Genomic DNA, 24,791 nt, shown 5'->3' with positions numbered 1-24,791 from the left:
AAGGCGATCACCGCATGGAAGCCCAACTCCTCGTCCAAATCGTCCTCATCGCCGTCCTCGTGATCGCGACGTTCGTGATCATCCGCCCGGGTCGCGGCGCGCGCGGCCAGGCCGTGCGGAAGCTCGTCATCCTCGCCGCGGGCGTCCTCGGCGTCGCCTTCATCGTGTTCCCCGACTGGTCGACGAGCGTCGCGAACCTCCTCGGCATCGGGCGAGGGGTCGACCTCGTCCTCTACGGCGCCGTCGTCATCGGGATCGGCTTCGCGATCACCACGAACCTGCGCATGCACCGGACGGAGCGCTCCGTCACGATGCTCGCGCGCCGCATGGCCATCCTCGAGGCCGAGCGCGAGCTCGAGCTCGAGGATCGCTCCGAGTAGCGCGCCTCAGGCGGTCAGCTCGCCAGCGAACCGCCACGCCGACTCGACCATGTCGTCGAGGTCGTGGCGGGCGTGCCAACCGAGCGACTCGGTGATGAGGCGCGCGTCGGCGATGAGATCGGCGGGGTCGCCCGCGCGGCGCGGTTCGACGACGGGCTCGATCGCGATCCCGCTGACGCGGGCGACCGCGTCGATGACCTCTCGGACCGAGTAGCCGCGACCCGTCCCGACGTTGAGGGCCGCGGGAACGGTCCGTCCGTCGGCGAGCGCGTCGAGGACACGGAGGTGGGCGTCCGCGAGGTCGACCACGTGGATGTAGTCGCGCACACACGTGCCGTCCGACGTCGCGTAGTCGTCGCCGAAGATGCGCGCACCCTCACCGCGGCGGAGCCGCTCGATGATCATCGGGACGAGGTTCTGGGCGAAGCGGTCGGCCCGGAGCGCATCGCGTGCGCCCGCGACGTTGAAGTACCGCAGGCACACGGCGTCGAGGACGCCCGCCCGCACCGCGTCGGCCACGAGCCACTCGCCGACGAGCTTCGTCTCGCCGTAGGGGTTGATGGGGCGCAGCGCGTCGTCCTCCCGCGCCGGTGCGCCCGTGCCCTGGCCGTAGACGGCGGCGGAGGACGAGAAGACGAGGCGTCGGACGCCGGCCTCCGTCATCGCCTCGATGACGTTCGCGAGGCCGCCGACGTTCTGCCGGTAGTAGCGGGCGGGCTCCGCCACCGACTCCGGGACGCGCTTGAGCGCCGCGAAGTGGATCACGGCGTCGACGTCGTGCGCACGCATGAACCGGGCCATCTCGGCGGGCGCGCGATCCGAAGCGACGTCGATCCCGAGCGTCGGGATCCCCGCGATCCGTTCGGCGACTCCCGTGGAGAGGTCGTCGACCGCCGCGAGGGCCGAGCCCTCGTCGAGCAATTGCGTGACGACGTGCGAGCCGATGTAGCCGGCTCCACCGATGACGAGGACGGTCATGAGTGCTCCTTGGTGTGCTGGCGATCGACGTGCGGCGCGGTGGCCGTGGCGCCCGGGGCGTCGTCGTTCCGGGCCGCGGCGGTGACCGCGGGCGGGGTGCCGCGTTGCACGAGGCGCTCGAGGCGCGCGGGGAGCAGCGGCCGCTCGAGAACGAGTCGGTAGACGAGCGCCGCGGCGAGCGAGGCGGTGAGGGTGTAGATGATCCAGATGGTGAACGTGCCGCCGGGTGGGTTCCACTGCGTGGGCTGCAGGAGCAGCGACCAGCCGTCGCCGTCGAACGTCCCCACGGCGTATCGCTTGACGACCATGATGAACCCGAACGAGTGGATGGCGACGAGCGTCACGAGCAGCGTCGTGAACACCGTGGGGGCCCGCTGGACGAGCTTCGGCTGGATCGTGCCGTCGTCGAGTGCGACGCCGGCCGCGATGAGGAGCGCGACGAGGATCGCGAGGACGTAGCGCTCCTGCCAGATGTAACCGAGGGTGTACCACTGCGATCCCTGCAGGAGCGGCGGGATGAGGACGAACACGATCGCCATGACGAACAGGCGAAGTCGACTCCAGCCGCGACCGAGCAGGAGTCCCGCGATCACGATCACGAACATGACCCCCGTCCACAGGGAGACGAAGCCCTTGGGCAGCAGTGCATCGAGCCAGCCGAAGCTGCCGATGTATCCCTGACCGAACTCGAGCGTCTTCGAGAACATGAACTCGAAGCCCTCGGCGAAGGTGACCTCGCCCTGGCCGGCGAAACCGCTGCGCGCCTCACTGGCACCCTGCGAGAGCATCCACCAGGCCGCGAAGCCGGCACCGAGCGCCATCACGCCCGCCGCGATCCAGAAGTCCACGCGCCGCCCGCACACGCGCCAGAACCGGGGGTCGAGGAAGGCGACGCCGAGAATGATGAGTGCCCACAGCGGACCCACGCTGCGCGTGTTCACGAGCACCACCGTTGCGACCACGCTGCCGATGATCGAGAGACGCACGAGTCCCGGACGTTGCGGGTCGACGAGGAGGGCGAGCCAGGCGGCGAGCGCGAACGCCGCGGCGATCTCGGCGGAGTTCGGGTTCACGACGCCGCCGAGGTAGATCACCATCGGCGTCATCGCCACCGCGATCGCGGTGAGCCCCCAGCCGCGGCGGCTCCGCGCGAAGAGCGCCGTCCAGCCGGCGGCGAGGAGCACGCTGATCAGGACGGCGCTCGCGAGGCGCATCGCGTACATCGCCTGCTCGTCCTCGAGCAGGAGGGTCGGCCACCCCACGAACGCGTAGTAGAGGGGGTTGTACATGCCCGCCGAGGACTCGACCGGGACGAGGTTGTCGCGCGAGCCGTCGATGTCGCCCATGCAGCCCGCAGGCATGTTCGGCTGCAGGTTGAAGCAGGCGGTGTTGTTGATCTCCTGCAGGTAGTCGGGCACGTCGAAGTCCCGCACACCCGAGGAGCTCGCACGGCCCGTCGGGTCGCCGTAGGCGACGCCGCCGGCCTTGACCATGTGTGCCACCTCATCGGGGCCCGAGCCGAGGGGGGTCGCGATCGACCACATGCCCGAGAGCGCGAACAGCACGGCGAAGGCCCCGAGGAAGAAGCGGAGCAGGGTGCGCGTGCCGGGTCGGGCGGGCGTCGGATCGGAGGCAGTCATGTGGACCTTTCGCGAGGGGGCGCATTCACTGTACTTGTGGAACCAACTCACAGGAATCCACGGGCGGTTTCAGCCTCCGGACGGCGCCTGCGGAGCCCGGCCTCCCGGCTTCCCCGGCGCCGCGTTGGGGTGTTCGGGCACGGGGAGCTCGAGCGTCGCGGGCAGGAGGGGGCGCTGACCGATCGTCATGATGGGGCCCGTGTGGTCGGGCAGCGTCCGGCGGGGCAGGGCGGGGAGGTCCTGGATCCGCAGCTTGGAGTAGATGGCGAAGTAGCACATGAGGAGCCAATTGCCCTCGATGAGCAGACGCGACTCCGTGAGCGACTGGACGGCGAGCGCCACGGTGACGAGGAACGCGAGCACCGCGGTGGGGGGAATCCGGAACCCGTCGTCCGCACCGTACTGCGGACGGTCGATCGCGAGCCACCAGCTGCGCACGAGCGTCGACAGCATGAGCGCGACGAGGAGGCCGGCGCCGATGACGCCGACCTGCATCCACGCGTCGATGTAGGCGTTGTGGGCCTGCAGATAGGTGATGCCGTCGACGACCTGGAGGTCCGAGAACGGCTCCACCCACGGCGCCCAGTAGCTGACCCACCCGAGCCCGACCACCCAGTGGTCGCGTGCGATCTGGCTCACCGCCCACCAGATGTCGCCGCGGCCCGACATGTCGCTCGAGCGGTTGATGAGCGCGAACAGTTCGTTGTTGAACAGCACGACGAAGGACACACCGATCACCATGAGCGTGCCGACGATGCCGTACATGATCCAGCGCAGCGAGTTGGGGAGGGGGCGCGCGATGCGCACGAGGAGATAGGCGAACGCGACGATCCCGAACGCCGCGAACGCGGTCATGGAGCGGCACAGCGCGAGCGTGACGACGGCCGTCGCGAGCCAAGCGATGCCCTGCCACCGCTTGAGCTGTCCGGCGCCGAGCTGCACGGCGACGGCGATGATGCACAGCAGCGCGACCATCGCGAGCAGGTTGCGGTTGCCCACGATGCCCTGGATGGCGGCGTTCGAGAACAGGTGGCCCTGGCTCCACTTGAAGCCACCGGGCACGGTGTCGATCGTGGCACCCGGGATGCCGGAAAGGCTGTCGAGTGCGCCCGGCAGCAGCATGTAGAGGGGGAGGACGCCCTTCGGGAAGAACAGGGCGACGATGAGCTCGAACACGAGGGAGAGGCCGACGATCGCGCGCATCGCGATGCTCAGTGCGCGCAGCACCCTGACCTTCGACACGGTGACCGCGATCGTCAACCCGACGAACGCCGTGATGAGCTGTGCGGCCGAGCCCAGGAGCGTCTCCGGTCGGTAGGCCGACCAGGCGACGGAGATCGTGCACCAGGCGACGAACAGGACGAGCGGAGCCGGCAGGTGCGAGAACCGGAGTGGCGGTCGTCGCCGGACGAACAGGATGACGGCCGCCACGAAGACGAGCACGACGATCACGCCGAAGCCCCACCACGTGAGCAGATTGCGCCAGAAGTCACCCGCGAAGCCCGTGAAGATCGCGAACGCCGCGAACGCCGTCGCGAGATCGAACGGCTCGTGGCCCTCCTCCATGCGGTCACCCCAGCGACGAGCGACACCGGACGGGGTCGTTCGTCGGCCTGGCTCGGGACGACTCATCGGTTCATTCTGCGTCATCTCGAAGGCGAAGGCGAACCGAGGCCGACCTCGGACGGCGCGGATGCGCCCGCGGGCGGGCGGCGCGTCAGACGAACGCCGCCTGCCCCGTGACGGCGCGACCGACGATGAGCTGGTTCATCTCGCGGGTCCCCTCGTACGAGTAGATCGCCTCCGCGTCGGCGAAGAAGCGGGCGACCTGGTAGTCGGTGACGATGCCGTTGCCGCCGCAGACCTCGCGCGCCAGCGCGACGGTCTCGCGCATGCGAGCGGTGACGAACGACTTCGCGAGCGCGGAGTGCTCGTCGCGCTGCGTGCCGTCGTCGAGCATCTGCGAGACGCGCACGCACACGGCGATCGATGCGGTGATGTTCCCGAGGCACGTCGCGAGGTGGTCCTGCACGAGCTGGTGACCGGCGATCGGCTTGCCGAACTGCACGCGCTCGGTCGTGTAGGCGAGCGCCGCCTCGTACGCGCCGAGCGCTACGCCCGCCGCGAGCCAGGCGACCTCGGCGCGCGTCTGGCGCAGGACGCGGGCGGTGTCCTTGAAGGAGTTCGCGTCCACGAGCTTGCTCGCCGCGGGAACGCGCACGTCCGTGAGGGTGATGTCGGCGTTCTGCACGATGCGCAGCGAGATCTTGTTCTCGATCTTCGTCGCGACGAACCCGGGGGTGTCGTTCGGGACGACGAAGCCCTTGACCTGGCCGTCCGCCTCGTCCTTCGCCCAGATCACCGTGATGTCGGCGAAGGTCGCGTTGCCGATCCATCGCTTCGAGCCGTTGAGCACCCACTCGTCGCCCTCGAGGCGCGCGGTCGTGCGCAGCCCCTGGGCGCTGTCGCTGCCCGAGAGCGGCTCGGTGAGGCCGAACGCGCCGATGATCTCGCCCGATGCGAGCCGCGGGAGCCACTCGGCGCGCTGCTCGGGTGAGCCGCACGTGCCGATCGAGCCGATGACGAGGCCGTTCTGCACGCCGACGAACGTCGCCGTCGACGCGTCGACGCGCGCGAGCTCGAGCGCGGTCCAGCCGCGGAAAACGGCCGAGTTCTCGAATGGACGCGTCTCCGGATAGCCGAGGCCGATGGCACCCGTCGCGGCGATGCCGGCCGGGAGCCAGTCGGGGAAGGTTCCCGCGTTCCAGTACTCGTTCACGGTCGGTCGGACCTCGCGGTCGAGGTACTCGCGCAGCCCGGCCACGAGGCCGCGCTCGCGCTCGTCGAGCTCGTTCTCGAAACCGTAGAAGTCGCCGGGGATGGTGGTGAACGGGGTCGTCATCGTGCTCCTGCTCCTCGCCGTCGGGGACCGCGTTCGCACGCGGTCGGACAAGTGTACGAACGGGCGGCCCGGCGTCGGGTGGCATTGCAGACGACCGCCAAATTCCGTGCCGCGCATCCCGTCCGAGTTGTCCGATCCCGCCGCCGTCGGGACCCGCCGACGGCGCGACATGACGGCGACGCATTCCTTCGATACGCTCGGCCCGATGTTCGTGGAGATCCGCAACGAGCCGCTCGCCTACGCATGGGGGGCCGATCGAGCGATCTCGGATCTGCTCGGGCGCGACGGCGTGTGCGCGCCCGCGCCGGGTGCGCCCGCGACGGAGGCCGAGCTGTGGATGGGGGCGCACCACGGCTCTCCGAGTCGGATCGTCGACCCCGCCGCGACGCACGACGCCGGGGATCTCGCGACCTGGATCGCCGCGGATCCGACGACGACGCTCGGTCGCTTCGCGGACGGTCTGCGCGAGGGGGACGGCCCGAGGCTCCCGTTCCTGCTCAAGGTGCTCGCCGCGGGCGGTCCGCTCTCGCTCCAGGCGCACCCCTCCCTCGCCCGTGCCCGTGCCGGGTACGCGGCCGAGGACGCGGCGGGCGTGCCGCGAGACGCGCCGGACCGCAACTACCGCGACGCGTCGCACAAGCCCGAACTCCTCCTCGCCCTCTCCGACACGATGGAGGCTCTCGTCGGCTTCCGTGCCGTCGCGGGGTCTCGCGCCCTCGTCGAGGCGTTCGTCCGCGACGCCGGGCCCGGCTCGGCCGCACTGGCGCCCCTCGTGGACGCGCTCGCCCGAGCCGACGCGCGGGGCGGGCTGCGTGAGGTCGTCACCTGGATCCTGACGCCGTCGCTCGGATTGGACGACCTCGTGTCCGTCGTCTCCGCCACCGCCGCCACCGCGGTGGCGGATCCCGCCGGGACGGTGCTCGGGACGCGGTATCCGCGCGAAGCGGCGACGATCGCCGAACTCGCCGAGCGCTTCCCCGGGGACCCCGGGATCGTCCTCGCCCTCCTCCTGAACCGCGTCACACTGCGGCGGGGGGAGGCGGTGTTCGTGCCGGCCGGGAACCTCCACGCGTACCTTCGTGGGACGGGTATCGAGATCATGGCCGCGAGCGACAACGTGCTCCGCGGCGGACTGACCACGAAGCACGTCGATCGTGCCGAACTCCTCGCGGCGCTCGACGACACACCCGTTCCGCCCCCTTTCCTGGCCCCCGTCGAGGTGACGCACGGCGTCCGTGAGTTCCGCCCGGACGTCGCCGACTTCCGGCTCGTCGAGGTGACGGGCGGGGGCACCCGCACCGTGCGGGTGGACGGCCCCGCGATCGTCCTGTGCCTCGAGGGCACGGCCCGGCTCGTGGGCGCAGAATGCGAGGTCGTGCTGCAGGCGGGGAGGAGCGTCTTCGTGACGCCCGACGAGGGGGATCTCACGGTCGCGGGGGACGTGGACCTCGTCATCGCGATGCCGGGGATCGATCGCGACGACACGCCGCCCATCGACGCCGAACGTCGCTGAGGATCCACCCGTACGAGGCCCGTTCCGGGCGGACCGGGTTGTGCGAGTGGGTAGGCACCGGGGCGCCGACACGCCTATCGGTTGTGCGTCCGCCTACGCGCATTGTCCTGGGAGGGTCCAGGGTTTACGATCTTCCACTTGACCCGGCCAAATTACACGGGTGTAATTGATCACGTTGCGGTCACCGAGTCCGCGACGAGCGTGGGAGAACGTGATATGGCAAACCCAGAGCTGAATCGCAAGGTACCCGAAGACTGGTTCGTCGACCCCGTACAGCTCGGGGTGCCGGGCGTCCGTCAAGGGGTCGGCGACGACAATCCGCTCGCCTGGCAGGCCGATGCGCTGTGCGCGCAGACCGACCCCGAGGCGTTCTTCCCAGAGAAGGGCGGATCGACGCGCGACGCGAAGACCGTGTGCGGTTCGTGCGAGGTGCGTGCCGAGTGCCTCGAGTTCGCACTCGGGAACGACGAGCGCTTCGGGATCTGGGGCGGACTGTCCGAACGCGAGCGCCGCAAGCTGCGGAAGGGCGCTTAGCCCGAACCTCGGGCCGCACCCCGTCAGCGCCTCGAGGCGTTCGTCCGGAGTTCGGAGTGCCGCGCGTCATCTCGTCCCACGCTCGCGCGCCACCTAGCATCGAACCAATGCCATTCGGAGTCACCACCATCGTGGTCGCGCGCGGCGCCGCGCGACGTCTCGGGCGAACGCTCGACGCCGTCGCGGCCCAGACGCGACACAGCGATCGCATCGTCGTCGCGGCCATCGGCCTCGACGACGCCACACTCGATCTCGCACGCGGTACCGGTCCCGATCTCATCGTCGCCCTCCCCGCCGACCTGAGTTTCGGACTCGCCGTCCAGGCGGCCGTCGACGAGATCGAGGCGCACCTGCCGCCGCTCGACGACGGCTGGTACTGGCTCCTCCGCGACGACGCGGTGGCCGATCCGGACGCGCTGTCCGCCCTCCTCGCGACGGCCGAGCGGAACCCGTCGCTCGAGGTCACGGGGCCCAAGCTCCTCCGCGCGGACGACCGCGCCGTGCTCGCCGGATTCGGGCAGAGCGTCACGCGCGGCGGCCGCCGCATCGAACTGCGTCGCGACGAGCTCGATCAGGGTCAGTTCGAGGGCGTGAGCGACGTCTACGCCGTCGATCGCGTCGGCATGCTCGTGCGCGCGAGCACGTGGGCGGAGCTCGGTGGCTTCGATCCCGGACTGCCCGACGTCGACGACGCCCTCGACTTCTGCACCCGCGTTTGGCTCGCCGACGGTCGTGTGCTGCTCACACCCGGTGCCCGTGTCGAGGTCGCCGCGGTCACGCCGCGCGGCTTCGACCGGGAACGGACGGTCCGCACGGCGCAGCTCCACCGCGGACTCGTCGCCTCGGGGCCCGTCGAGTACGCGCTGCGCTGGATCGGCCTCGTGCCGATCGCGTTCCTCCGCGCCTTCTGGCACCTGTTGCGCAAACGGCCCGGGCGGATCGGGCCGGACGTCGTCGCCGCGTTCGTCGTCGCGTTCGGCAGGACCGACGCGTGGGGCGCACGTGCCCGGTTCGCCCGCACGAGCACCCAGCCGCTGCGCGTCATCGAGCGACTCCAGATCGCCCCCGACGACCTCCGACGAACCCGAGCGCTCCGAAGGGACCAGCTGCGTGCGCAGACGCGCGAGGAGCGCGAACGGTACGCGCTGTTCGGCACGGGTGGCGTCTGGGTCCTGATCGCCTCGGTCATCGTGTCGGTCCTCCTCCTCTTCCCCCTCCTGGGCGACGCGACGCTCACGGGCGGCGCGCTCCTGCCGCTCTCGAGCAGCCTCACCGAGCTGTGGGGGAACACGGGCTACGGCGTGCGCGACTCCGGCGCCGGGGCACTCGGTGTCGCCGACCCGTTCGCCCTCGTGCTCGCGATCCTCGGCACCCTCACGTTCTGGCATCCGAGCCTCGTGATCGTCGTGCTGTGGTTCCTCGCGATGCCCCTCTCCGCGTTCGGCGCCTGGTTCCTGACGGCACGCTTCACGAACCGCGGCTGGCTCCGGGCCGTCGCGGCCTTCACCTGGATGCTCGTGCCGCCGCTCCAGGCCGCGCTCGCCGACGGTCGGTTGTCGGTCGTGCTCGTGCATCTGCTCCTGCCGTGGCTCGTGTTCGCGGGACTCCACGCGCAGCGCGCCTGGTCCGGCGTCGCGGCCGCGTCGCTCGTCGTCGCCGCCGTGCTCGCGTGTGCCCCCTCGCTCACGCCCGCCCTCGTGGTGCTCTGGATCGTCGCGGTCGTCGCCGCCGGGCGGCTCTGGTACCGGCAGCTGTTCATCGCCGTCCCCGTGGTGGCGCTGTTCCTGCCGCTCGTCGTCGCGCAGTGGAACCGGGGTCGCCCGCTCGCCGTGTTCGCCGATCCCGGCCTCCCGAACCCGGTCGATCCGGTTCGCGGCTGGGCGGTGGCGCTGGGATTCCCCGACACGACACTCGGGGGCTGGACGAGCCTCCTCGGGGACGGCGCCGTCGAACCCGCCGTCCTGCTCGGCGGTCTCCTGCTGCCGCTCGCGATGCTCGTGCTCGTCGGGCTCTTCGCCCGGACACAGCACGTCGGTCTCGCGGCGCTCGTGATCGGCCTGCTCGGCTTCGCGTCGTCGGCCCTCATGGGCGGATTCGCGGCGACGTCGATCGGTGACCGCGCCGTGCCCCTCGACCTCGGTCCGGCGCAGTCCCTCCTCGCGTGCGGCGTGCTCGGTGCCGTGATCGCCGGGGCGGCCGCGCTCCGACGCATTGCTCCCGTCGTCTCGATCGTCGCGCTCGCGGGACTCGCCGTGCTCGTGGCGCCCGCCGCGGGCGCGCACCTCGCCGGGACGGCGACGGCCACCGGGGGCGACGGGCGCTCCCTGCCCGCGATCGTCGAGGCGGTCGGTCGGGCGGAGCCCGAGGTGGGCACGCTCGTCATCACGCCCATGCCCGACGGGGCGATGCGCGTCCACCTCGTGCGCGGAACGGGTGAGACCCTCGACGGACAGTCGACGCTCCGGGCGACCGCGGACTCGTTCTCGCCCACCGACACGCGCCTGGCCGAGCTCGCGGTCGGGCTCGCCTCGGACCCGACGTTCGCGCCGACGAGCGAGCTGCACGCGCTCGGCGTCGGTTTCGTCCTCATCGAGCGACCGAGCGACGACAGTGAGCAGGTGGCTGCTCGCCTGACCTCGACGATCGACGCGAACGGGCTCTTCTCCGCCGCCGGCGAGTCCGAGTTCGGCGACCTGTGGCAGGTCGAGAACTCGACGATCGGGCCGGCCGACCCGGACGTCGCGGAGCCGCTCGCGACGGGGAACGTCGACACGTGGCTCGGCCGCGGGGTGCTCGCCGTGCAGGTGCTCGTCCTCGTCGCGGCGGTGCTGCTCGCCGTCCCGACGGGCGGGCTCGACGCGCGGGCCGCGCTCGTCGCGGGTATGCCGCGCAGGCGGCGCGAATCGCTCGACGACGAGCAGGATCTCGGCCGCCGCGCGTTCAGGGCCGTCGACGTCGCCGACGAGCACGTGCCCAGCTACGAGCCCGACGAGGACGAGACATCGGTCGACGACGCGAGGGGCGGGGACGAACGTGGCTGAACGCGACGACCGCGGGCCGGTCGGGCGCGACGACGTCGAGGAAACCTCGGCCGACTCGTCCACCCTCTCGGGCCCGGACGGGACGAACACCGACGAGGCGCGCGACGACTCCATCCACGAGGTGGACGGGATCCCCGCCATCGAGGGGACGTCCGACGCCGTCGCGCCCGACACCGAGGACGCCGTCGACACCGAGAACCCCGAGGAGCCCCACGCCTTCTCCGACGAGGCGCGCGCGGACGAGGAGACGGGCGTCACCGCGGACGGTGACGGTGCGGCCGACTCGGACGCCGACGCCGACGCCGACGCCGTCCACGGGGACGAGGCGGCGAATGCGGATTCGGATGCGGACGAGGCCGTCGCGCCCGTCGCGCCCGCTGCCTCCACGTGGCCGACCGATCACGAACCGCCCGCGCGGCGACGCCCCGGCTCGGCGGGCCGCTTCACCGCGCGGGGCCTCGCGGGGCTCGTGGGCCTCGCGCTCGCCGCGACCACCGTCTGGGCCGTCACCGCGTTCCCCCTCCCGTCCCGTGCCGTCAACCCGCCCGTCGAGGTCTTCGCGCCGGTGCCCGGCGACCAGCAGCGCGTGTGCGCGGGGCCCCTCGCCGTGCTCGGTCTCGACGCGAGCACCCCGACCGACCCGGCACTCACGGGGACCGCGGCGATCCAGGTCGCCGGCGACGCCGACGTCGTCGACGTCACCGGCATCGCACACGTCGGCACGTCCGCGGTCGCGGCACCGACGACGACGAGCGCCGCGGGACCGGCGGACTTCACGGCGCCCGGCACGATCGGCGACACGCCGACCACGGTCTCGGTCGCCCAGAGCGTCGCCCTCTCGGGTGGCGCCCGCTCGGGTCTCGCCGCGACGGCGTGCACCGCGCCGTCGGCGGACCAGTGGGTCGTCGGCGGGTCGACGACATCCGGACGATCCGCGCTCCTCTCGCTCGTCAACCCCACCGACACGGCGGCCGTGGTCCGCGCCGACGTCTACACGGAGGCGGGCCTCGCGACGACCCCCTCGCTCGTCGAGCTCGAGGTGCCGGCCGGTGCGCAGCGCGTCGTGAGCCTCGAGGGTGTCGTCCCCGACTCCCCGGGGTTCGCGGTCCACGTCGCCGCATCGGGAGCGCCCGTGGCCGCATCCATGCATCTCGTTGCCGCGCAGGGCCTCACGCCGCTCGGTATCGACATCGTCGGCGCCACGGCATCGCCCTCGACGCGCCTCGACGTCGTCGGCGTCCCGTTCACGTCCACCGCGTCCGAGTCGGACGAATCGCTGTTCACGGATCGCAGCGCCGTCTTCCGCGCCCTCGTCACGGGCGACGAGGCGGCCGACGTCGTCGTGACCGTTCGTGAACTCGACGGCACACCGCTCGAACCGATCACCGCGACCCTCCAGCCCGGCGCCGTCACCGACATCCCGCTGTCGAGTTTTCCCGTCGGCCGCTACACGGTGACCCTCGAATCCAGCGCGCCCGTCGTCGGCGCCGTCCGCAGCTCGACGGCGGGGACGCAGGTCGACATGGCCTGGTACGCACCGTCACCCGCGCTCTCCGGCGCACAGGTCGCGGCCGTGCCCGCGGGCCCGACACCGCGCGTCGCCGTCGCGAACCCGGGGACGACCACGACCGCGATCCGCGTGCGGCTCGCGGGCGGCGACGAGCGCACGATCGAGATCGCGCCCGGCGCGACCTGGCAGAGCGAGGTGCCGGCCGGGTCGACGGTCGAGCTCGACGGGCTCGAGGGGGCCGTCGCGAGCGTCACCTACGACGGTCCTGGACAGCTCGCGGGCATGCCCGTCCAGCCCGGGAATCCGCTCGCGGAGGACCTGCGCGTCTACCGGTGAGCTCGCCCCGCTCGGGGCGCTCGCGTCACTCGAAGCCGAGGCGGTCCTGCGCGAGCTCCCACGGGTCGACGCCCAGCAGCTCGGCCACCGCATCGATGACGCACCGCTCGACGTGCACGCGGTAGTGGTGCGGATCCGAGCAGTGCAGGTGCGCGAGCCGGTCGATCGAGATGCGGTAGAGGATGATGCGATCCGGCTCCACGACGTGCCAGCGGTCGATGCCGTCGTCGTGCTGCAATTGCGAGGGGAGCGTCGCGACGTCCACCTTGACGGGACTGACGCGCTCGGGATCGTTCGCCCGCAGATAGGCCATCGTCTCGGCGACGATGCGCTCGAAGCGCAGGACGCGACCGGACAGCATGGGCAGCAGGGGGCCCGCGACGCTCGAACGGTTCCCGCGGCCGTGCCGCGATCGCGCCAGCCCGCGCGGCGAGCGCGCGGAGGCCGTGGCCCGCTGCGTGCGTCGACGTCCAACCATGTCGCCAAGCATAGGTCGCGAACCGAGTCCGCGCGCCGTAGGGCGCGTCGCGTGCCCGGCGACCTACACTGGCGACGCCATGATGAATCGTCCGTGCTGCCGCATCACCTGCTCCCGCCAGGCGAGCTTCACGCTGACCTTCGACTACGAGGACCAGCTCGCGGTCATCGGCCCGCTCTCCTACGCGGCGGAGCCGCACAGCTACGATCTGTGCGCGACGCACGCCGAGCGCCTCGGGGTGCCGAACGGCTGGACCATCATGCGACCGGTAGCCTTGGGGCATGACGTCTGAGGTCATTCCCGCCGCGAACGCGGCCGAACGCGGTGCACTCGCCGAGGTCGTCAAGACCTACGACGTCCGAGGGCTCGTCGGCTCGCAGCTCACCGAACCACTCGTCACCGCAATCGGGGCCGCCGTCGTCGACGAACTCGACCTCGAGGGCGGCAGCATCGCGATCGGCCACGACATGCGCCCGTCGAGTCCCGCGTTCGCGGCCGCGTTCGCCCGCGGTGCGCGTCAGCGCGGCGCCGAGGCCGTGCACCTCGGCCTGTGCTCGACCGACGAGAGCTACTACGCCTCCGGATCGCGCGACGTCGCGACCGTCATGTTCACGGCGAGCCACAATCCGGCCGAGTACAACGGTCTCAAGCTGTGCCGGGCGGGCGCGAAGGCCTTGAGCCTCGACACCGGTCTCGGGGCAATCCGCGATCGTGCCGCGGCCTATCTCGACGCGGGTATCCCGGCAGTCCGGTCCGGCGTCGGCGCGGAGCGTCGCGTCGACCTGCTGCCCGACTACGCCGCGTTCCTCCGCTCGCTCGTCGACCTGCGCGGCATCCGGCCGCTGCGCGTCGTCGTCGACGCGGGCAACGGCATGGCGGGTCTCACGGTTCCCGCCGTGCTCGGCGACGCCGCGGGGCTCGGCCCCCTGCCGCTCGAGATCGTCCCCCTCTACTTCCGACTCGACGGGACGTTCCCCAACCACGAGGCGAATCCGCTCGATCCCGCGAACCTCGTCGACCTGCAGCGCGCGGTCGTCGAGCACGACGCCGACCTGGGGCTCGCGTTCGACGGTGACGCCGACCGCTGCTTCGTCGTCGACGAGCGCGGCGAGCCGGTCTCCCCGAGTGCCGTCACCGCGATCGTCGCGCGGCGCGAGATCGTCCGCGCGCGTGCCGCGGGGGAGGAGCACCCAACGGTGCTCCACAACCTCATCACTTCGCGCCACGTGCCGGAGGCGATCGAGGCGGTGGGCGCGAAGCCCGTTCGCACCCGGGTGGGGCACTCGCTCATCAAGGCCGTCATGGCGCGCACGAACGCCGTCTTCGGCGGCGAGCACTCCGCCCACTACTACTTCCGCGAGTTCTGGGGTGCCGACAACGGCCTGCTCGCGGCCATGCACGTCCTCGCCGAGGCGGGTGCCGACGGGGTCCGGGTCTCGGCGCTCAGCCGACGCGAGACGCCCTACGCGGCGTCGGGCGAGATCAACTCGGCCGTCGACGACGTCCCGGGTGCGTACGCCCGGCTCTTCGACGCCTTCGACCACCGCGGCGACTACGAGGAGTTCGACGGCCTCACGTTCCGCAGCCACACCTCCGGATCCGACGGCTGGTGGTGGTTCAACGTGCGCGCGAGCAACACGGAGCCGCTCTTGCGGCTCAACGTCGAGGCCTCGGACGCGCACCTCATGGGCGCGATCCGCGACGAGGCGCTCGGCATCATCAGACAGGAGCACCACCGATGACCACCGCCCCCTCCCTCGACGTGCGGGCACCGTTCGCCGTCCGCGACCTTGCGCTCGCCGAGCAGGGCCGCCACCAGATCCGTCTCGCCGAGCTCGAGATGCCGGGACTCATGGCCCTGCGGGAGCGCTACGCGGGCGAGGCCCCGCTCGCGGGCGCGCGCATCGCGGGTTCGCTGCACATGACCGTGCAGACGGCCGTGCTCATCGAGACGCTCACGGCGCTCGGTGCCCAGGTGCGCTGGGCGAGCTGCAACATCTTCTCCACGCAGGACGAGGCCGCGGCGGCCGTCGCTGTCGGCCCGTCGGGCACCGTCGAGGAGCCCGCCGGTGTTCCCGTGTTCGCGTGGAAGGGCGAGAGCCTCGAGGAGTACTGGTGGTGCGCCTCGCGCATCTTCGACTGGAGCGACGAGGGGGCCGACGGGCCGAACCTCATCCTCGACGACGGTGGCGACGCGACGCTCCTCGTGCACCTCGGTGCCGAGGCCGAGGCGGCCGGCGCGGCGCCCGACGCCGCGACCGCGGAGTCCCGCGAGCAGGCGATCGTGTTCGAGACGATCCGCGCCTCGCTCGCCGAGGATCCGCACCGGTGGACGCGCATCGCCGAACAGGTCCGCGGCGTCACGGAGGAGACGACGACGGGCGTGCACCGCCTGCACGAGCTCTTCGACGAGGGACGCCTGCGGTTCCCCGCCATCAACGTCAACGACTCGGTCACGAAGTCGAAGTTCGACAACCGCTACGGCATCCGCCACTCGCTGCCCGACGGCCTCAACCGTGCGACCGACGTGCTCATCGGCGGCAAGGTCGCGTTCGTCGTCGGCTACGGCGACGTCGGCAAGGGCGCGGCCGAGGCGCTGCGGGGCCAGGGCGCGCGCGTCATCGTGAGCGAGATCGACCCGATCTGCGCGCTCCAGGCCGCGATGGACGGCTTCCAGGTCGCGCGCGTCGAGGACGTGCTGGACCAGGTCGACATCTGGATCACGTGCACGGGCAACAGGGACGTCATCACGGTCGACCACATGCTCGGCATGAAGCACCTCGCGATCGTCGGCAACGTCGGGCACTTCGACAACGAGATCGACATCGCCGGGCTCGAGGCGCTGGACGGTGCCCGCAGCATCGAGATCAAACCGCAGGTGCACGAGTGGGAGCTGCCGACGGGGCGCTCGATCCTCGTGCTCTCGGAGGGGCGTCTGCTCAACCTCGGGAACGCGACGGGGCACCCCTCGTTCGTCATGAGCAACTCGTTCACGAACCAGGTGCTCGCGCAGCTCGAGCTGTGGACGAACCTCGACGCGTACCCGCTCGGCGTGCGCGTGCTCCCGAAGCGCCTCGACGAGCAGGTCGCGCGCCTGCACCTCGACGCGCTCGGCGTGCACCTCACGACGCTGAGCCCGGGCCAGGCCGCATACATCGGCGTCGAGGTCGACGGCCCCTACAAGGTCAACCACTACCGCTACTAACCCGCCCCCGCGCCCCGCGACTCACCGCCGAATTCCGGGCGGTTTTCGGGGTTCCGGGTCACCCGGAACCCCGAAAACCGCCCGGAACGCGTTCGGCGGCGAGTCGTGCTCGGGTCAGCCGCGGTCGGGGAAGCCGTGCGGGCGGGCGTTCAGGACCGGTGCGAGACGTTCGAGACGCTGCGACGAGAGCTGCAGCGCGCGGTACTCGCGGTCGCGGCGGACCGCCGCGACCGCCCGCAGGAAGGTGTCGGCGTCGACGTCCGGGATCGGGTGCACGAACGGTGCGACGTCGCGCGCGACGCGGCCCGCGAGCGCCGGCCGCGTCGCGCCCTCGAGCTTCGGGGCCTGCACGAGGTAGTCGCGTACACGGCGCGCCACCGGATCCGGCAGCCGCGCGACGTCCGCGATCGACGCCCAGCCCTCGAGACCCGCGGGCAGCACGACGTCCGACGGCCGTGCGCGCGGAACCCGCTCGTTCTGGGCGTAGGTGCCGGCGAGGATGTCGCCGATGCGCTTGGAGCGTCCGTTGAAGAGCCCGACGAGCACCGCGATGCCACCGCTCGTCATGTAGATCTCGAAGAATCCGACGAGGGAGCGGATGAACGCCTGGCGCGGGCCCGAGGCGCCGCCGTCGTCGCGGACGATGCGGATGCCCATGACGAGCCGACCGAGCGAGCGCCCGTTCGTGAAGATCTCCACGAGCGCGGGGAGCAGGACGAACAGGACCACGACCGTCGTGAGCATCGTCGCCGACAGGATGGCCATGTCGCTCGCGAGCACGCGTCCCGCCGGGCCGTCGAGGACCCAGGCCATGAACACGATCGCCGCGATCGCGACGATCCACGTGGCGACGACGTCGATCGCGGCCGACGCGATCCTCGTGACGATGCCCGCCGGGCGTACGTCGAGCGCGACCCCCTCGCCGATGACGACGCGCTCGTCCGACACATCGAGCGCATCCGGGCGCGTCCTCACCGTGCTCATGCCAGTATTGAAGCAGATGGATCTCGACGCGTTCGCCGCCGCCAGGTGGCCGGAATGGAAGCGGCTGAGCGAGCTCGCGCGCAGCCGCTCGCTGTCGGGCGCCGAGTCCGACGAACTCGTCACGCGCTATCAGGCCGGCGCGACCGATCTGAGCGACCTGCGCACGACGTTCGGTGAGACGAACGAGACCGATCGACTGAGCGTCGACCTCTCGGCCGCACGTCGTCGGCTCACGGGCACGGGGGCCAACACGCTCGCCGTCATGCTCCGCTTCTTCGGTCGACAGCTGCCCGCCTCGCTCTACCGCATCCGCTGGTGGACCCTCGGTGCCGCGGGCTTCACGATCGTCGTCGCCGTGCTCACGTACGCGTGGGTGCTGCAGACGCCCGGGCTCCTCGCCCAGATGGGCACCGAGGCGCAATTGCAGCAGTACGCCGAGGACGACTTCGTGAACTACTACTCGGAGTTCTCGGAGACGAGCTTCGGTGCCCGCGTCTTCACGAACAACGCCTGGATCGCGGCACAGTGCATCGCCTTCGGCGTGTCGGGCCTGTGGGTGCCGATGGTGTTGCTCCAGAACGCCGTCGGCCTCGGTCAAGCCGCCGCGGTCCTCGCCGCGTTCGACCATCTCGACACGTTCTTCCTGTGGATCGCGCCGCACGGCCTGCTCGAGCTCACCATGATCTTCGTCGCGGCGGCCGCCGGGTTCCGGATCTTCTGGGCCTGGGTCGTGCCGGGCGCGAGGACGCGCCTGCAGGCGCTCGCCGAGGAGGGGCGACGGCTGTTCGTCGTCGCGATCGGCACGACGATCTTCCTGTTCGTGTCGGGCTTCATCGAAGGTTTCGTGACGCGGCAGGACTGGCCGTGGGCCGTGAAGATCGGCATCGGCGTGATCGCGTTCGGGCTCTTCTGCGCCTACGCGTACTGGCTCGGCCGTCGTGCCTGGCTCGCGGGGGAGACGGGCGATCTCGTGCGGTTCGAGGCCGGCTCGACGCGTATCGCCGTGGACTGACCCCGGGCGATCCTCACAGCGGGTCACCGCGTGGCCGACGCACGGCGGTCCGCACACGGGGGCGCCGTTCGTCGCCTGCGGGAGCACGGCCCCTGGCACGTCGACGCGGGGGTCGCGGCGGCCGCCGAACGTCCAGTGACCGTCGGCCGATGCCCTCAGAGCCGCCCGGCGCGCTTCAGGTCGAGGTAGCGGTCCGCGAGCGCGGGCGGCAGCTCCGCCGGGGTCGCCTGGACGACGCCCGCGCCGACGCGTGCGAGGGCGAGGTGCACGCGTTCCCGGTCGAGCATCGCGTGCTCGGCGGCGGCGGCGCGATAGACGGCGTCGCGATCGGAGCGGTCCTGCGCGGCGCGCGCGACGTCCGGGTCGACGACGCTCGCGATCTGCACGACGTGGTGCCGGGTCAATTGCGGCAGGACGTCGAGCAGTTCGCGGGCCGAGCCCGCGGATTCGAGCGTCGTCACGATGACGACGAGCGCGCGGTGCGTGGTGATCTCGCGGACGAGCCGACCGAGCTGCGACCAGTCGGTCTCGTAGAGCTGCGGGTCGACATCCGCCATGGACTCGACGATGCGGCTCAGCAGGGTCTGGCCCGAGGCGCCCTGCACGCGTGCCCGGACGGGGCGGTCGAACGCGACGAGGTCGACGCGGTCGCCCGCGCGGGTCGCGAGCGCGGCGAGCAGGAGCGACGCCTCGATGGCCGTGTCGAGCCGTGACTCGTCGTCGACGCGGGCGGCCGAGATGCGGCCGGTGTCGACGAGGACGACGACGCGTCGGTCGCGCTCGGGACGCCACGTGCGCACGACGAGATCGCGTCGACGCGCGGTCGCCCGCCAGTCGATCGAGCGGACGTCGTCGCCGCGAACGTACTCGCGCAGCGAGTCGAACTCGGTGCCCTGGCCCCGCACCATGAGGAGCGTCCGGCCGTCCAGCTCGCGCAGGCGCATGAGGCGGGAGGGGAGGTGACGTCGGCTGTTGAAGGGCGGCAGCACCTTGAGCGTCCCGGTCGACCGCAGTGTCGCCTGCCTGGCCCACAGGCCGAGCGGGCCCCACGAACGGATGGTCACGTGGTGCGCCCGCCGCGTGCCGCGCCTCGTCGGCAGCAGCACGCGTGCGACGCGACGCCGTTCGCCGGCCGGCACCGTGATGCGTGGACGGTCCCGCGGGGCGCCCGCCGAGGGATCCCACGCGTCACGGAGCCCGGCCCGGAGCGTCCGCGTGCCCTGGTTCGTGACGAGGAGCGCGGTGTCGGCGCGTTCACCGAGGCGCACACGCTCGGGGCCCTCGCGTTCGAGCGCGACGCGACGCGGCGACGCGGCGAGCAGGGCGTCGAGCGCCCCGAGCAGGACGCAGAACACGAGCCAGCCGAACGCCGCGAGGAACGCGCGGGCATTCGTCGAGCCGAGCGCCACGACGGGCACGACCCCGAGCAGGACGAGGACGACGAAGCGACCGCTCACGGGCACGCGGTCACCTCCGGGGTCGCGGGAATCGGGTTCGCTCGGGCACGCATCTAGATCGGGACCTGCACCTGCTGCATGATCGAGCGCAGGATCGAGTCGGCCGAGACGCCCTCGAGCTCGGCCTCCGGCTGCAACTGGAGGCGGTGCCGCAGGACGGGCAGCGCCATCCGCTGCACGTGGTCGGGCGTCACGGCGCCGAAGCCGCTGAGGTAGGCCCACGCCTTCGAGGCGCCGAGCAGGGCCGTCGCGCCTCGCGGCGAGACGCCCATGCGCACGGACGGCGACTGTCGCGTCGCGCGTGCGAGGTCGACGAGATAGGCGAGCACATCGGGCCGCACGCCGACCTGGCGCACCTCGGCCTGGGCCCGGTGCAGTTCGTTGACGGTGAGGACGGGGCGCACGCCCGCCGCGTCGAGGTCGCGCGGGTCGAAGCCCTGGGCGTGACGGCGCAGCACCTCGATCTCGGCGTCGCGAGGCGGGAGGTCGAGCACGAGCTTCATGAGGAAGCGGTCGAGCTGTGCCTCGGGGAGCGTATAGGTGCCCTCGTACTCGATGGGGTTCATGGTCGCCGCGACCATGAACGGATCCGGCAGCGGTCGCGTCACGCCGTCGGCGGAGACCTGCCGCTCCTCCATCGCCTCGAGCAGTGACGACTGCGTCTTCGGCGGCGTCCGGTTGATCTCGTCGGCGAGCAGCAGGTTCGTGACGACCGGACCGGGGCGGAACTCGAACTCGCCCGCGGCGTTGTCGTAGACGAGGGAGCCGGTCACGTCGCCGGGCATGAGGTCGGGGGTGAACTGCACGCGCTTCGTGTCGAGATCGAGGGCACGGCTGAGCGTGCGGACGAGGAGGGTCTTCGCGACGCCCGGCACCCCCTCGAGGAGGACGTGACCGCGGGCGAGGAGCGTGACGAGCATGCCGTCGACGGCCTCGGGCTGCCCGACGATCGCCTTGCCGACCTCGCCGCGGACGGCGCGGAACTTCTCGATGATGTGCTCGGTCATGTGCGTTTCGTGTCCCTCTGCGGTCGTTCGGCGGTCGGGTGGTCGTCGGGCAGCAGGGAGCCGCGGCAGTCGCGCTCGAGGTCCCGGATGCGGGTGGAGAGGTCGACGAGCTGGGCGTCGGTCACGGGGTGGGCGCCGAGCAGCACGAAGCGGACCTCGTCGCGGGGCCGCCTCGTCTGGGCCGCGACGGCGTCGGCGATCTCGACCGGATCGGTGCTCGCAGGCAGCCCGAGCACGTTCGCGAGGCGGCCGATCGCGCCCATGCGGATGCTGTCGAGCGCACGCAACTGCACGCGCGACTTCGCGTAGAGCCGTGCGCGTCCGTCCATCGTCTCCGAGGCGGGGACGACGACCGGGAGGTTCTCGAACACGAGCGCTCCGAAGCGCCGCCCGCGCCACACCATCGTGGCGACGCCGGCGGCGATGAGCACGAGGATGGCGGGGGTGAGCCACGGCGGGATGTAGGCGACGGGCTCCTCGCCCGGCGCGAGGGGGCCGACCGTGTACCAGTCGAGGGTCGGCTGCGATCCGAGCAGCGCGAGCCCGAGCGCGGCGTTCGCGTGTTCGAGGACGATCCCGTTCGTGAGCGCGTCGGGGGCACCGAAGGCGACGAACTCGGTGCCGCCGGCACTCGCACCGACGAGGACGTCCCGACCGCCGGCCGCGTAGCATCCCCACGCGTCCGGGTCGTCGCCGACGTCGTACACGGCGCCGCCCGTCCGGGAGAGCTCGGGCGCGTTGTCGCGCAACGGTGTCGGGCACCGGTCGCCGGCCTCGAGCGCCGTCCCGTCGCCGGTGCCGAACGTGCCCGCCGGCGAGAGCTCGACGGGGAGGGCGTCGAGGGTCATGACCGTCGGTGCCAGGAACACGACGCGGGCGTAGCCGGCATCGGTGATCCGGTCGATCTCGTCGGGGCCGAGTGGACGATCGAGTTCGTCGACGACGAGGGTCGTCGTCGCGGGGGCGGCGGATTCCGGTGTCGCCGGGTCGCTCGTGAGGTGGACGTCGATGCCCTCCTGACGGAGCACCTCGACGAGCGCCTTCGTCCCGGTCGGGTGGGGTGAGCGCGGGTCGTAGGGTCGCGTGTTCATCGACGACAGTTGGCCGGACAGCAGGACGACGGCGACGGCCGTGAGCACCGTGCCTGCCGCGATCCAGATCCACCCGCGCCCGCGGCGCACGCGTTCGCCGAATGTGGGCGTGAGGGCTTCGGCCGCCTCGGGGGAGCCCGTCGTCGCGGGGCCCCGGGCGGTGTCGGTCACGCGTCGGCCCCGACGGTCGGACGGAGCTCCGCCGGGCGGGCTCGGCGGATGCGCTCGTCGAGGTCGCGCGTGCGGAGCCACGCCGCCTCCGAGCCGGAGCGACCGAGGTAGCGCACCGCGTCGAAGTCGGTCGCCGCGCGGTCGAGGTCGCCGGCGTCGTTCGGGAACGCCCGGGACGCCTGGCTCGTGACGGCGTGGGCGGTCGAACCCGGGCGCAGCGAGATGATGGTGCGGTCGGACAGGTCGCGCGCGACGGCGCGGAAGCGTTCGAGGACCGCGAGTGTCCAGTCGCCGGCAGCCGCTGCGCGTTCGGACGCGGCGCGGAGCTCCGTCGCGGTCCGGGTGTCGTCGTCGAGGAACACGTTCTGTCGGCCCGCGGCGAGCCGTCGACGCAGTAGCGCGGGGCGGCCGACGAGGAGCGCGACGATGGCGACCACGACGATCGCGACGACGATGACGGCGAGCGGTGACAGGTCGAACGGGAGCGACGCGTTCGGGACGCTGAGACCGTTGACCCAGTTCCAGAAGTCGTTGATGAGTTGGTCGATGAGCGTGGGCCGGGCCTGGACGTATTCCGCCTTCGAGAGCTCCTGTCGCAGGAGTTCGCGTGCGGTCTCCTCGTCGTGCTCCACGGGTGCTCCGGCGAGGGCCGCGCCCGCGAGGGTCGTGACGATCATGCACGCGGCCCGTCGTCGGCGGACGCCGCCGCGTCGTCCGGTGTCGAGTCCGCTGCCGTCGGGGCGGGATCGGCCGCGGTGGACGACGTCGGGGTGCCCGTCGCGGCGGCGAGGTCCGTCGGCGGGGACGGCGCGTCGTCCGGCGAGGGCCCGGTGGCCGGTGCGAGTCCGGTGGTGGTCGGGCGCAGGACGTCGTCGGGTGCGGCCGATGTGGCGCCGGCTCCGGACGTCTGCGGCGAGGTGCCCGGCGGGACGGGGTCGGACGGGCCGGTGGCACCGAACGGCCGGGGCACCCCGTACGGCTGCGCCGCCCCGGACGGCTGGGCCGCGCCGGGGGGCTGGGCCGCGCCGGACGGTCGGGCCGGTCCGCCGTACGGTTGGGCGGGCACGTACGGCTGCGCTGCGCCGGAGGGCTGGGTCGCCCCGTACGGCTGCGCTGCGCCGGAGGGCGGGGTCGTCCCGTACGGCTGCGCTGCGCCGGAGGGCGGGGTCGGTCGGGTCGGGCCGTACGGCGAGGTCGCACCGGACGGCTGTGGGGCGCCGTACGGCTGTGGCGGCGCGAACGGCTGCTGGGGTGACGCGAACTGCTGGGGTGACGCGAACTGCTGCGGTGACGCGAACTGCTGCGGTGACGCGAACTGCTGCGGTCCGCCGACGAGCGGGGCGCCGGGCGGGTACCCCGCGCCCGCGGGCACGGCACCGGGTGCCGGCTGCGGCCCGAGATCGCTACGGCGGAACGGATCCTCGTCGGGCGCGGCCCCTCGATCCGTCGCGTCCCGGTACGCCTGCAGCTGGAGATTGAGGCCCTCCTTGCGCATCCGCACGTCGAGGTAGAGCAGCGTCGCGTTGCCCGCGAGCAGCACGAGCGTCACCGCCGAGACGACGGTCTGGAGCAGGAGCAGCAGGAGGTTGAACGCGATCGCGACGATGACGAGGACGACCGTCTGGTTCTCGTCGGTACCGAGCGGCGCGAAGACACCCACGAACATGAGGTACGCGAACTGGACGACGGTCGCGACCGTGCTCGCCGCGGTGCTCACGATGAGGTTCACGAGCAACGTGATCCCGAGTATGCGCCAGAACTGGCCGTTCGTGAGCTGCCAGCTGCGCACGAGCGCGTCGCGGAGACCGAGCCCCTCCGCGACGATCGCGCTCGGGGTGAACAGCAGCTTGACGTAGAGCGCGAGCAGTCCGACGGCGAGCGTGAGACCGAGGAGCAGTGCGAGGACGCCGAGCCCCAGGACGAGCATGCCGTCGGCGCCGAGCGCGGCGGGCACGACGATGATCGCGATGATCCCCAGCACGAGGACGATGGGGACGAGTCCCGTGAGCGCCGCGAAGCCCAGCAACGGCAGCACACGCCGCCATGCTCGGCGCAGCGCGTCGCCGAGGGTCGTGCGCTCGCCGACGGCACCCCGCGTCACGACGAGCACGAGGATGCCCTGGACGAGCACGGTGCCGAGGAACGAGATCCCGAGCGGGACGAGGGCCGAGAGCCCCGTGAGCGTCACGGCCGTGACCTCGAGCTGCTCCTGCTCGGCGCCGACCGCGTTCCCCGCGCGCCCGAACAGCCCCCACGCGACGAGCCCGGGAATGAGGACGCCGAGGATCGACGTGACGAAGATGACGACGCTCGCGCTCCCGATCGAGACCTTCGGACTCGTGCGCAGGAGCCGGAACGTCGCCCCGAGCAGATCGCCGAGGGTGAGCGGTCGGAGCGGGATGAGACCCGGCTTCGACGGGGGGACCCACCCCGGCGTGCCCCCCGAGGCGCCCGCCGAGATCGAGGCGGGTGCATCGGCGCGTAGCCAGCTCGCGGAACCACCCGGCGTGTGGGATCCCTCGGTGCCGTACGTCATCGCTCCATCGTGACAC

20 protein-coding genes are annotated in these 24,791 nt (G+C 72.0%); 9 read left to right on the top strand and 11 right to left on the bottom strand.

What is annotated here, in order from left to right; translation table 11 throughout:
• The first annotated feature begins 14 nt into the window (after positions 1-14).
• Positions 15-380, top strand: a complete 366-nt coding sequence (locus tag HNR16_RS12135; protein ID WP_158039981.1) for a DUF2304 domain-containing protein — start codon at positions 15-17, stop codon at positions 378-380.
• 6 nt (positions 381-386) lie between these two features.
• On the opposite strand, the gene galE is transcribed toward HNR16_RS12135, so the two are convergent.
• The 4 genes from galE to HNR16_RS12115 form a co-directional block, all read right to left on the bottom strand.
• The gene (gene galE, locus HNR16_RS12130; protein WP_158039982.1) at positions 387-1,358 is read right to left on the bottom strand and encodes a UDP-glucose 4-epimerase GalE; all 972 of its coding nucleotides are present in this window, start codon (positions 1,356-1,358) and stop codon (positions 387-389) included.
• Entirely contained in the window at positions 1,355-2,998 is a 1,644-nt protein-coding gene (locus HNR16_RS12125; RefSeq protein ID WP_158039983.1) for a DUF2142 domain-containing protein, read from the bottom strand. The genes galE and HNR16_RS12125 overlap by 4 nt, the downstream gene beginning before the upstream one ends.
• A 69-nt stretch (positions 2,999-3,067) precedes the next feature.
• Positions 3,068-4,630 carry an O-antigen ligase family protein gene (locus tag HNR16_RS12120; protein ID WP_179558231.1) on the bottom strand — a complete coding sequence of 521 codons (1,563 nt, stop codon included), beginning with the start codon at positions 4,628-4,630 and terminating at the stop codon, positions 3,068-3,070.
• A gap of 85 nt (positions 4,631-4,715) precedes the next feature.
• On the bottom strand, positions 4,716-5,900 hold the full coding sequence (locus tag HNR16_RS12115) for an acyl-CoA dehydrogenase family protein (protein WP_158039985.1): 1,185 nt from the start codon (positions 5,898-5,900) through the stop codon (positions 4,716-4,718).
• A gap of 205 nt (positions 5,901-6,105) precedes the next feature.
• Between HNR16_RS12115 and manA the strand changes: the two genes are divergently transcribed.
• The 4 genes from manA (at position 6,106) to HNR16_RS18865 (ending at position 12,834) form a co-directional block, all read left to right on the top strand.
• Entirely contained in the window at positions 6,106-7,413 is a 1,308-nt protein-coding gene (gene manA, locus HNR16_RS12110; RefSeq protein WP_158039986.1) for a mannose-6-phosphate isomerase, class I, read from the top strand.
• A gap of 216 nt (positions 7,414-7,629) precedes the next feature.
• Entirely contained in the window at positions 7,630-7,947 is a 318-nt protein-coding gene (locus HNR16_RS12105; protein ID WP_158039987.1) for a WhiB family transcriptional regulator, read from the top strand.
• Between the two features lie 107 nt (positions 7,948-8,054).
• Positions 8,055-10,988, top strand: coding sequence for a glycosyltransferase family 2 protein (locus HNR16_RS12100; RefSeq protein WP_158039988.1), 2,934 nt, complete (start codon positions 8,055-8,057; stop codon positions 10,986-10,988).
• The gene (locus HNR16_RS18865) at positions 10,981-12,834 is read left to right on the top strand and encodes a DUF5719 family protein (protein ID WP_158039989.1); all 1,854 of its coding nucleotides are present in this window, start codon (positions 10,981-10,983) and stop codon (positions 12,832-12,834) included. The genes HNR16_RS12100 and HNR16_RS18865 overlap by 8 nt, the downstream gene beginning before the upstream one ends.
• A gap of 25 nt (positions 12,835-12,859) precedes the next feature.
• Here the strand turns inward: HNR16_RS18865 and HNR16_RS12090 are convergent, their stop codons facing one another.
• Positions 12,860-13,312 carry a hypothetical protein gene (locus tag HNR16_RS12090; protein WP_158039990.1) on the bottom strand — a complete coding sequence of 151 codons (453 nt, stop codon included), beginning with the start codon at positions 13,310-13,312 and terminating at the stop codon, positions 12,860-12,862.
• A gap of 79 nt (positions 13,313-13,391) precedes the next feature.
• On the opposite strand from HNR16_RS12090, the gene HNR16_RS12085 reads away from it, so the two are divergent.
• The 3 genes from HNR16_RS12085 to ahcY are packed head-to-tail and all read left to right on the top strand — an operon-like array spanning position 13,392 to position 16,517.
• Positions 13,392-13,604: a DUF3499 family protein gene (locus tag HNR16_RS12085; protein WP_158039991.1), complete on the top strand. Its 213-nt coding sequence runs from the start codon at positions 13,392-13,394 to the stop codon at positions 13,602-13,604.
• Positions 13,594-15,054 (top strand): phosphomannomutase/phosphoglucomutase, encoded by a 1,461-nt coding sequence (locus HNR16_RS12080; RefSeq protein WP_158039992.1) that lies wholly within the window; start codon positions 13,594-13,596, stop codon positions 15,052-15,054. Before HNR16_RS12085 ends, HNR16_RS12080 begins: the two co-directional genes overlap by 11 nt.
• Positions 15,051-16,517 carry an adenosylhomocysteinase gene (gene ahcY, locus HNR16_RS12075; protein WP_158039993.1) on the top strand — a complete coding sequence of 489 codons (1,467 nt, stop codon included), beginning with the start codon at positions 15,051-15,053 and terminating at the stop codon, positions 16,515-16,517. The genes HNR16_RS12080 and ahcY overlap by 4 nt, the downstream gene beginning before the upstream one ends.
• Positions 16,518-16,631: 114 nt before the next feature.
• Here ahcY and HNR16_RS12070 read toward each other — a convergent pair whose 3' ends face one another.
• The gene (locus HNR16_RS12070; protein WP_158039994.1) at positions 16,632-17,501 is read right to left on the bottom strand and encodes an RDD family protein; all 870 of its coding nucleotides are present in this window, start codon (positions 17,499-17,501) and stop codon (positions 16,632-16,634) included.
• Positions 17,502-17,517: 16 nt separating this feature from the next.
• Between HNR16_RS12070 and HNR16_RS12065 the strand changes: the two genes are divergently transcribed.
• Positions 17,518-18,513: a stage II sporulation protein M gene (locus tag HNR16_RS12065; protein ID WP_158040052.1), complete on the top strand. Its 996-nt coding sequence runs from the start codon at positions 17,518-17,520 to the stop codon at positions 18,511-18,513.
• A gap of 155 nt (positions 18,514-18,668) precedes the next feature.
• Here HNR16_RS12065 and HNR16_RS12060 read toward each other — a convergent pair whose 3' ends face one another.
• Genes HNR16_RS12060 through HNR16_RS12040 form a run of 5 tightly spaced genes read right to left on the bottom strand, consistent with a single transcriptional unit; the run spans position 18,669 to position 24,775 of the window.
• A complete protein-coding gene (locus HNR16_RS12060) occupies positions 18,669-19,976 on the bottom strand; it encodes a DUF58 domain-containing protein (RefSeq protein ID WP_158039995.1) in 1,308 nt (435 codons plus the stop codon).
• Between the two features lie 47 nt (positions 19,977-20,023).
• Entirely contained in the window at positions 20,024-20,977 is a 954-nt protein-coding gene (locus HNR16_RS12055; protein ID WP_158039996.1) for an AAA family ATPase, read from the bottom strand.
• Positions 20,974-22,239 carry a DUF4350 domain-containing protein gene (locus HNR16_RS12050; protein WP_158039997.1) on the bottom strand — a complete coding sequence of 422 codons (1,266 nt, stop codon included), beginning with the start codon at positions 22,237-22,239 and terminating at the stop codon, positions 20,974-20,976. Before HNR16_RS12050 ends, HNR16_RS12055 begins: the two co-directional genes overlap by 4 nt.
• Positions 22,236-22,916 carry a DUF4129 domain-containing protein gene (locus tag HNR16_RS12045; RefSeq protein WP_158039998.1) on the bottom strand — a complete coding sequence of 227 codons (681 nt, stop codon included), beginning with the start codon at positions 22,914-22,916 and terminating at the stop codon, positions 22,236-22,238. Before HNR16_RS12045 ends, HNR16_RS12050 begins: the two co-directional genes overlap by 4 nt.
• Positions 22,913-24,775, bottom strand: coding sequence for a DUF7847 domain-containing protein (locus HNR16_RS12040; protein ID WP_158039999.1), 1,863 nt, complete (start codon positions 24,773-24,775; stop codon positions 22,913-22,915). The genes HNR16_RS12045 and HNR16_RS12040 overlap by 4 nt, the downstream gene beginning before the upstream one ends.
• Positions 24,776-24,791 lie beyond the last annotated feature (16 nt).

Origin of the sequence: Pseudoclavibacter chungangensis (genome assembly GCF_013410545.1) — a bacterium.
Taxonomy (GTDB): Bacteria; Actinomycetota; Actinomycetes; order Actinomycetales; family Microbacteriaceae; genus Pseudoclavibacter; species Pseudoclavibacter chungangensis.
Note: the sequence above shows the minus strand (reverse complement) of the source record. Positions and strands in the feature narration are given on the sequence as shown.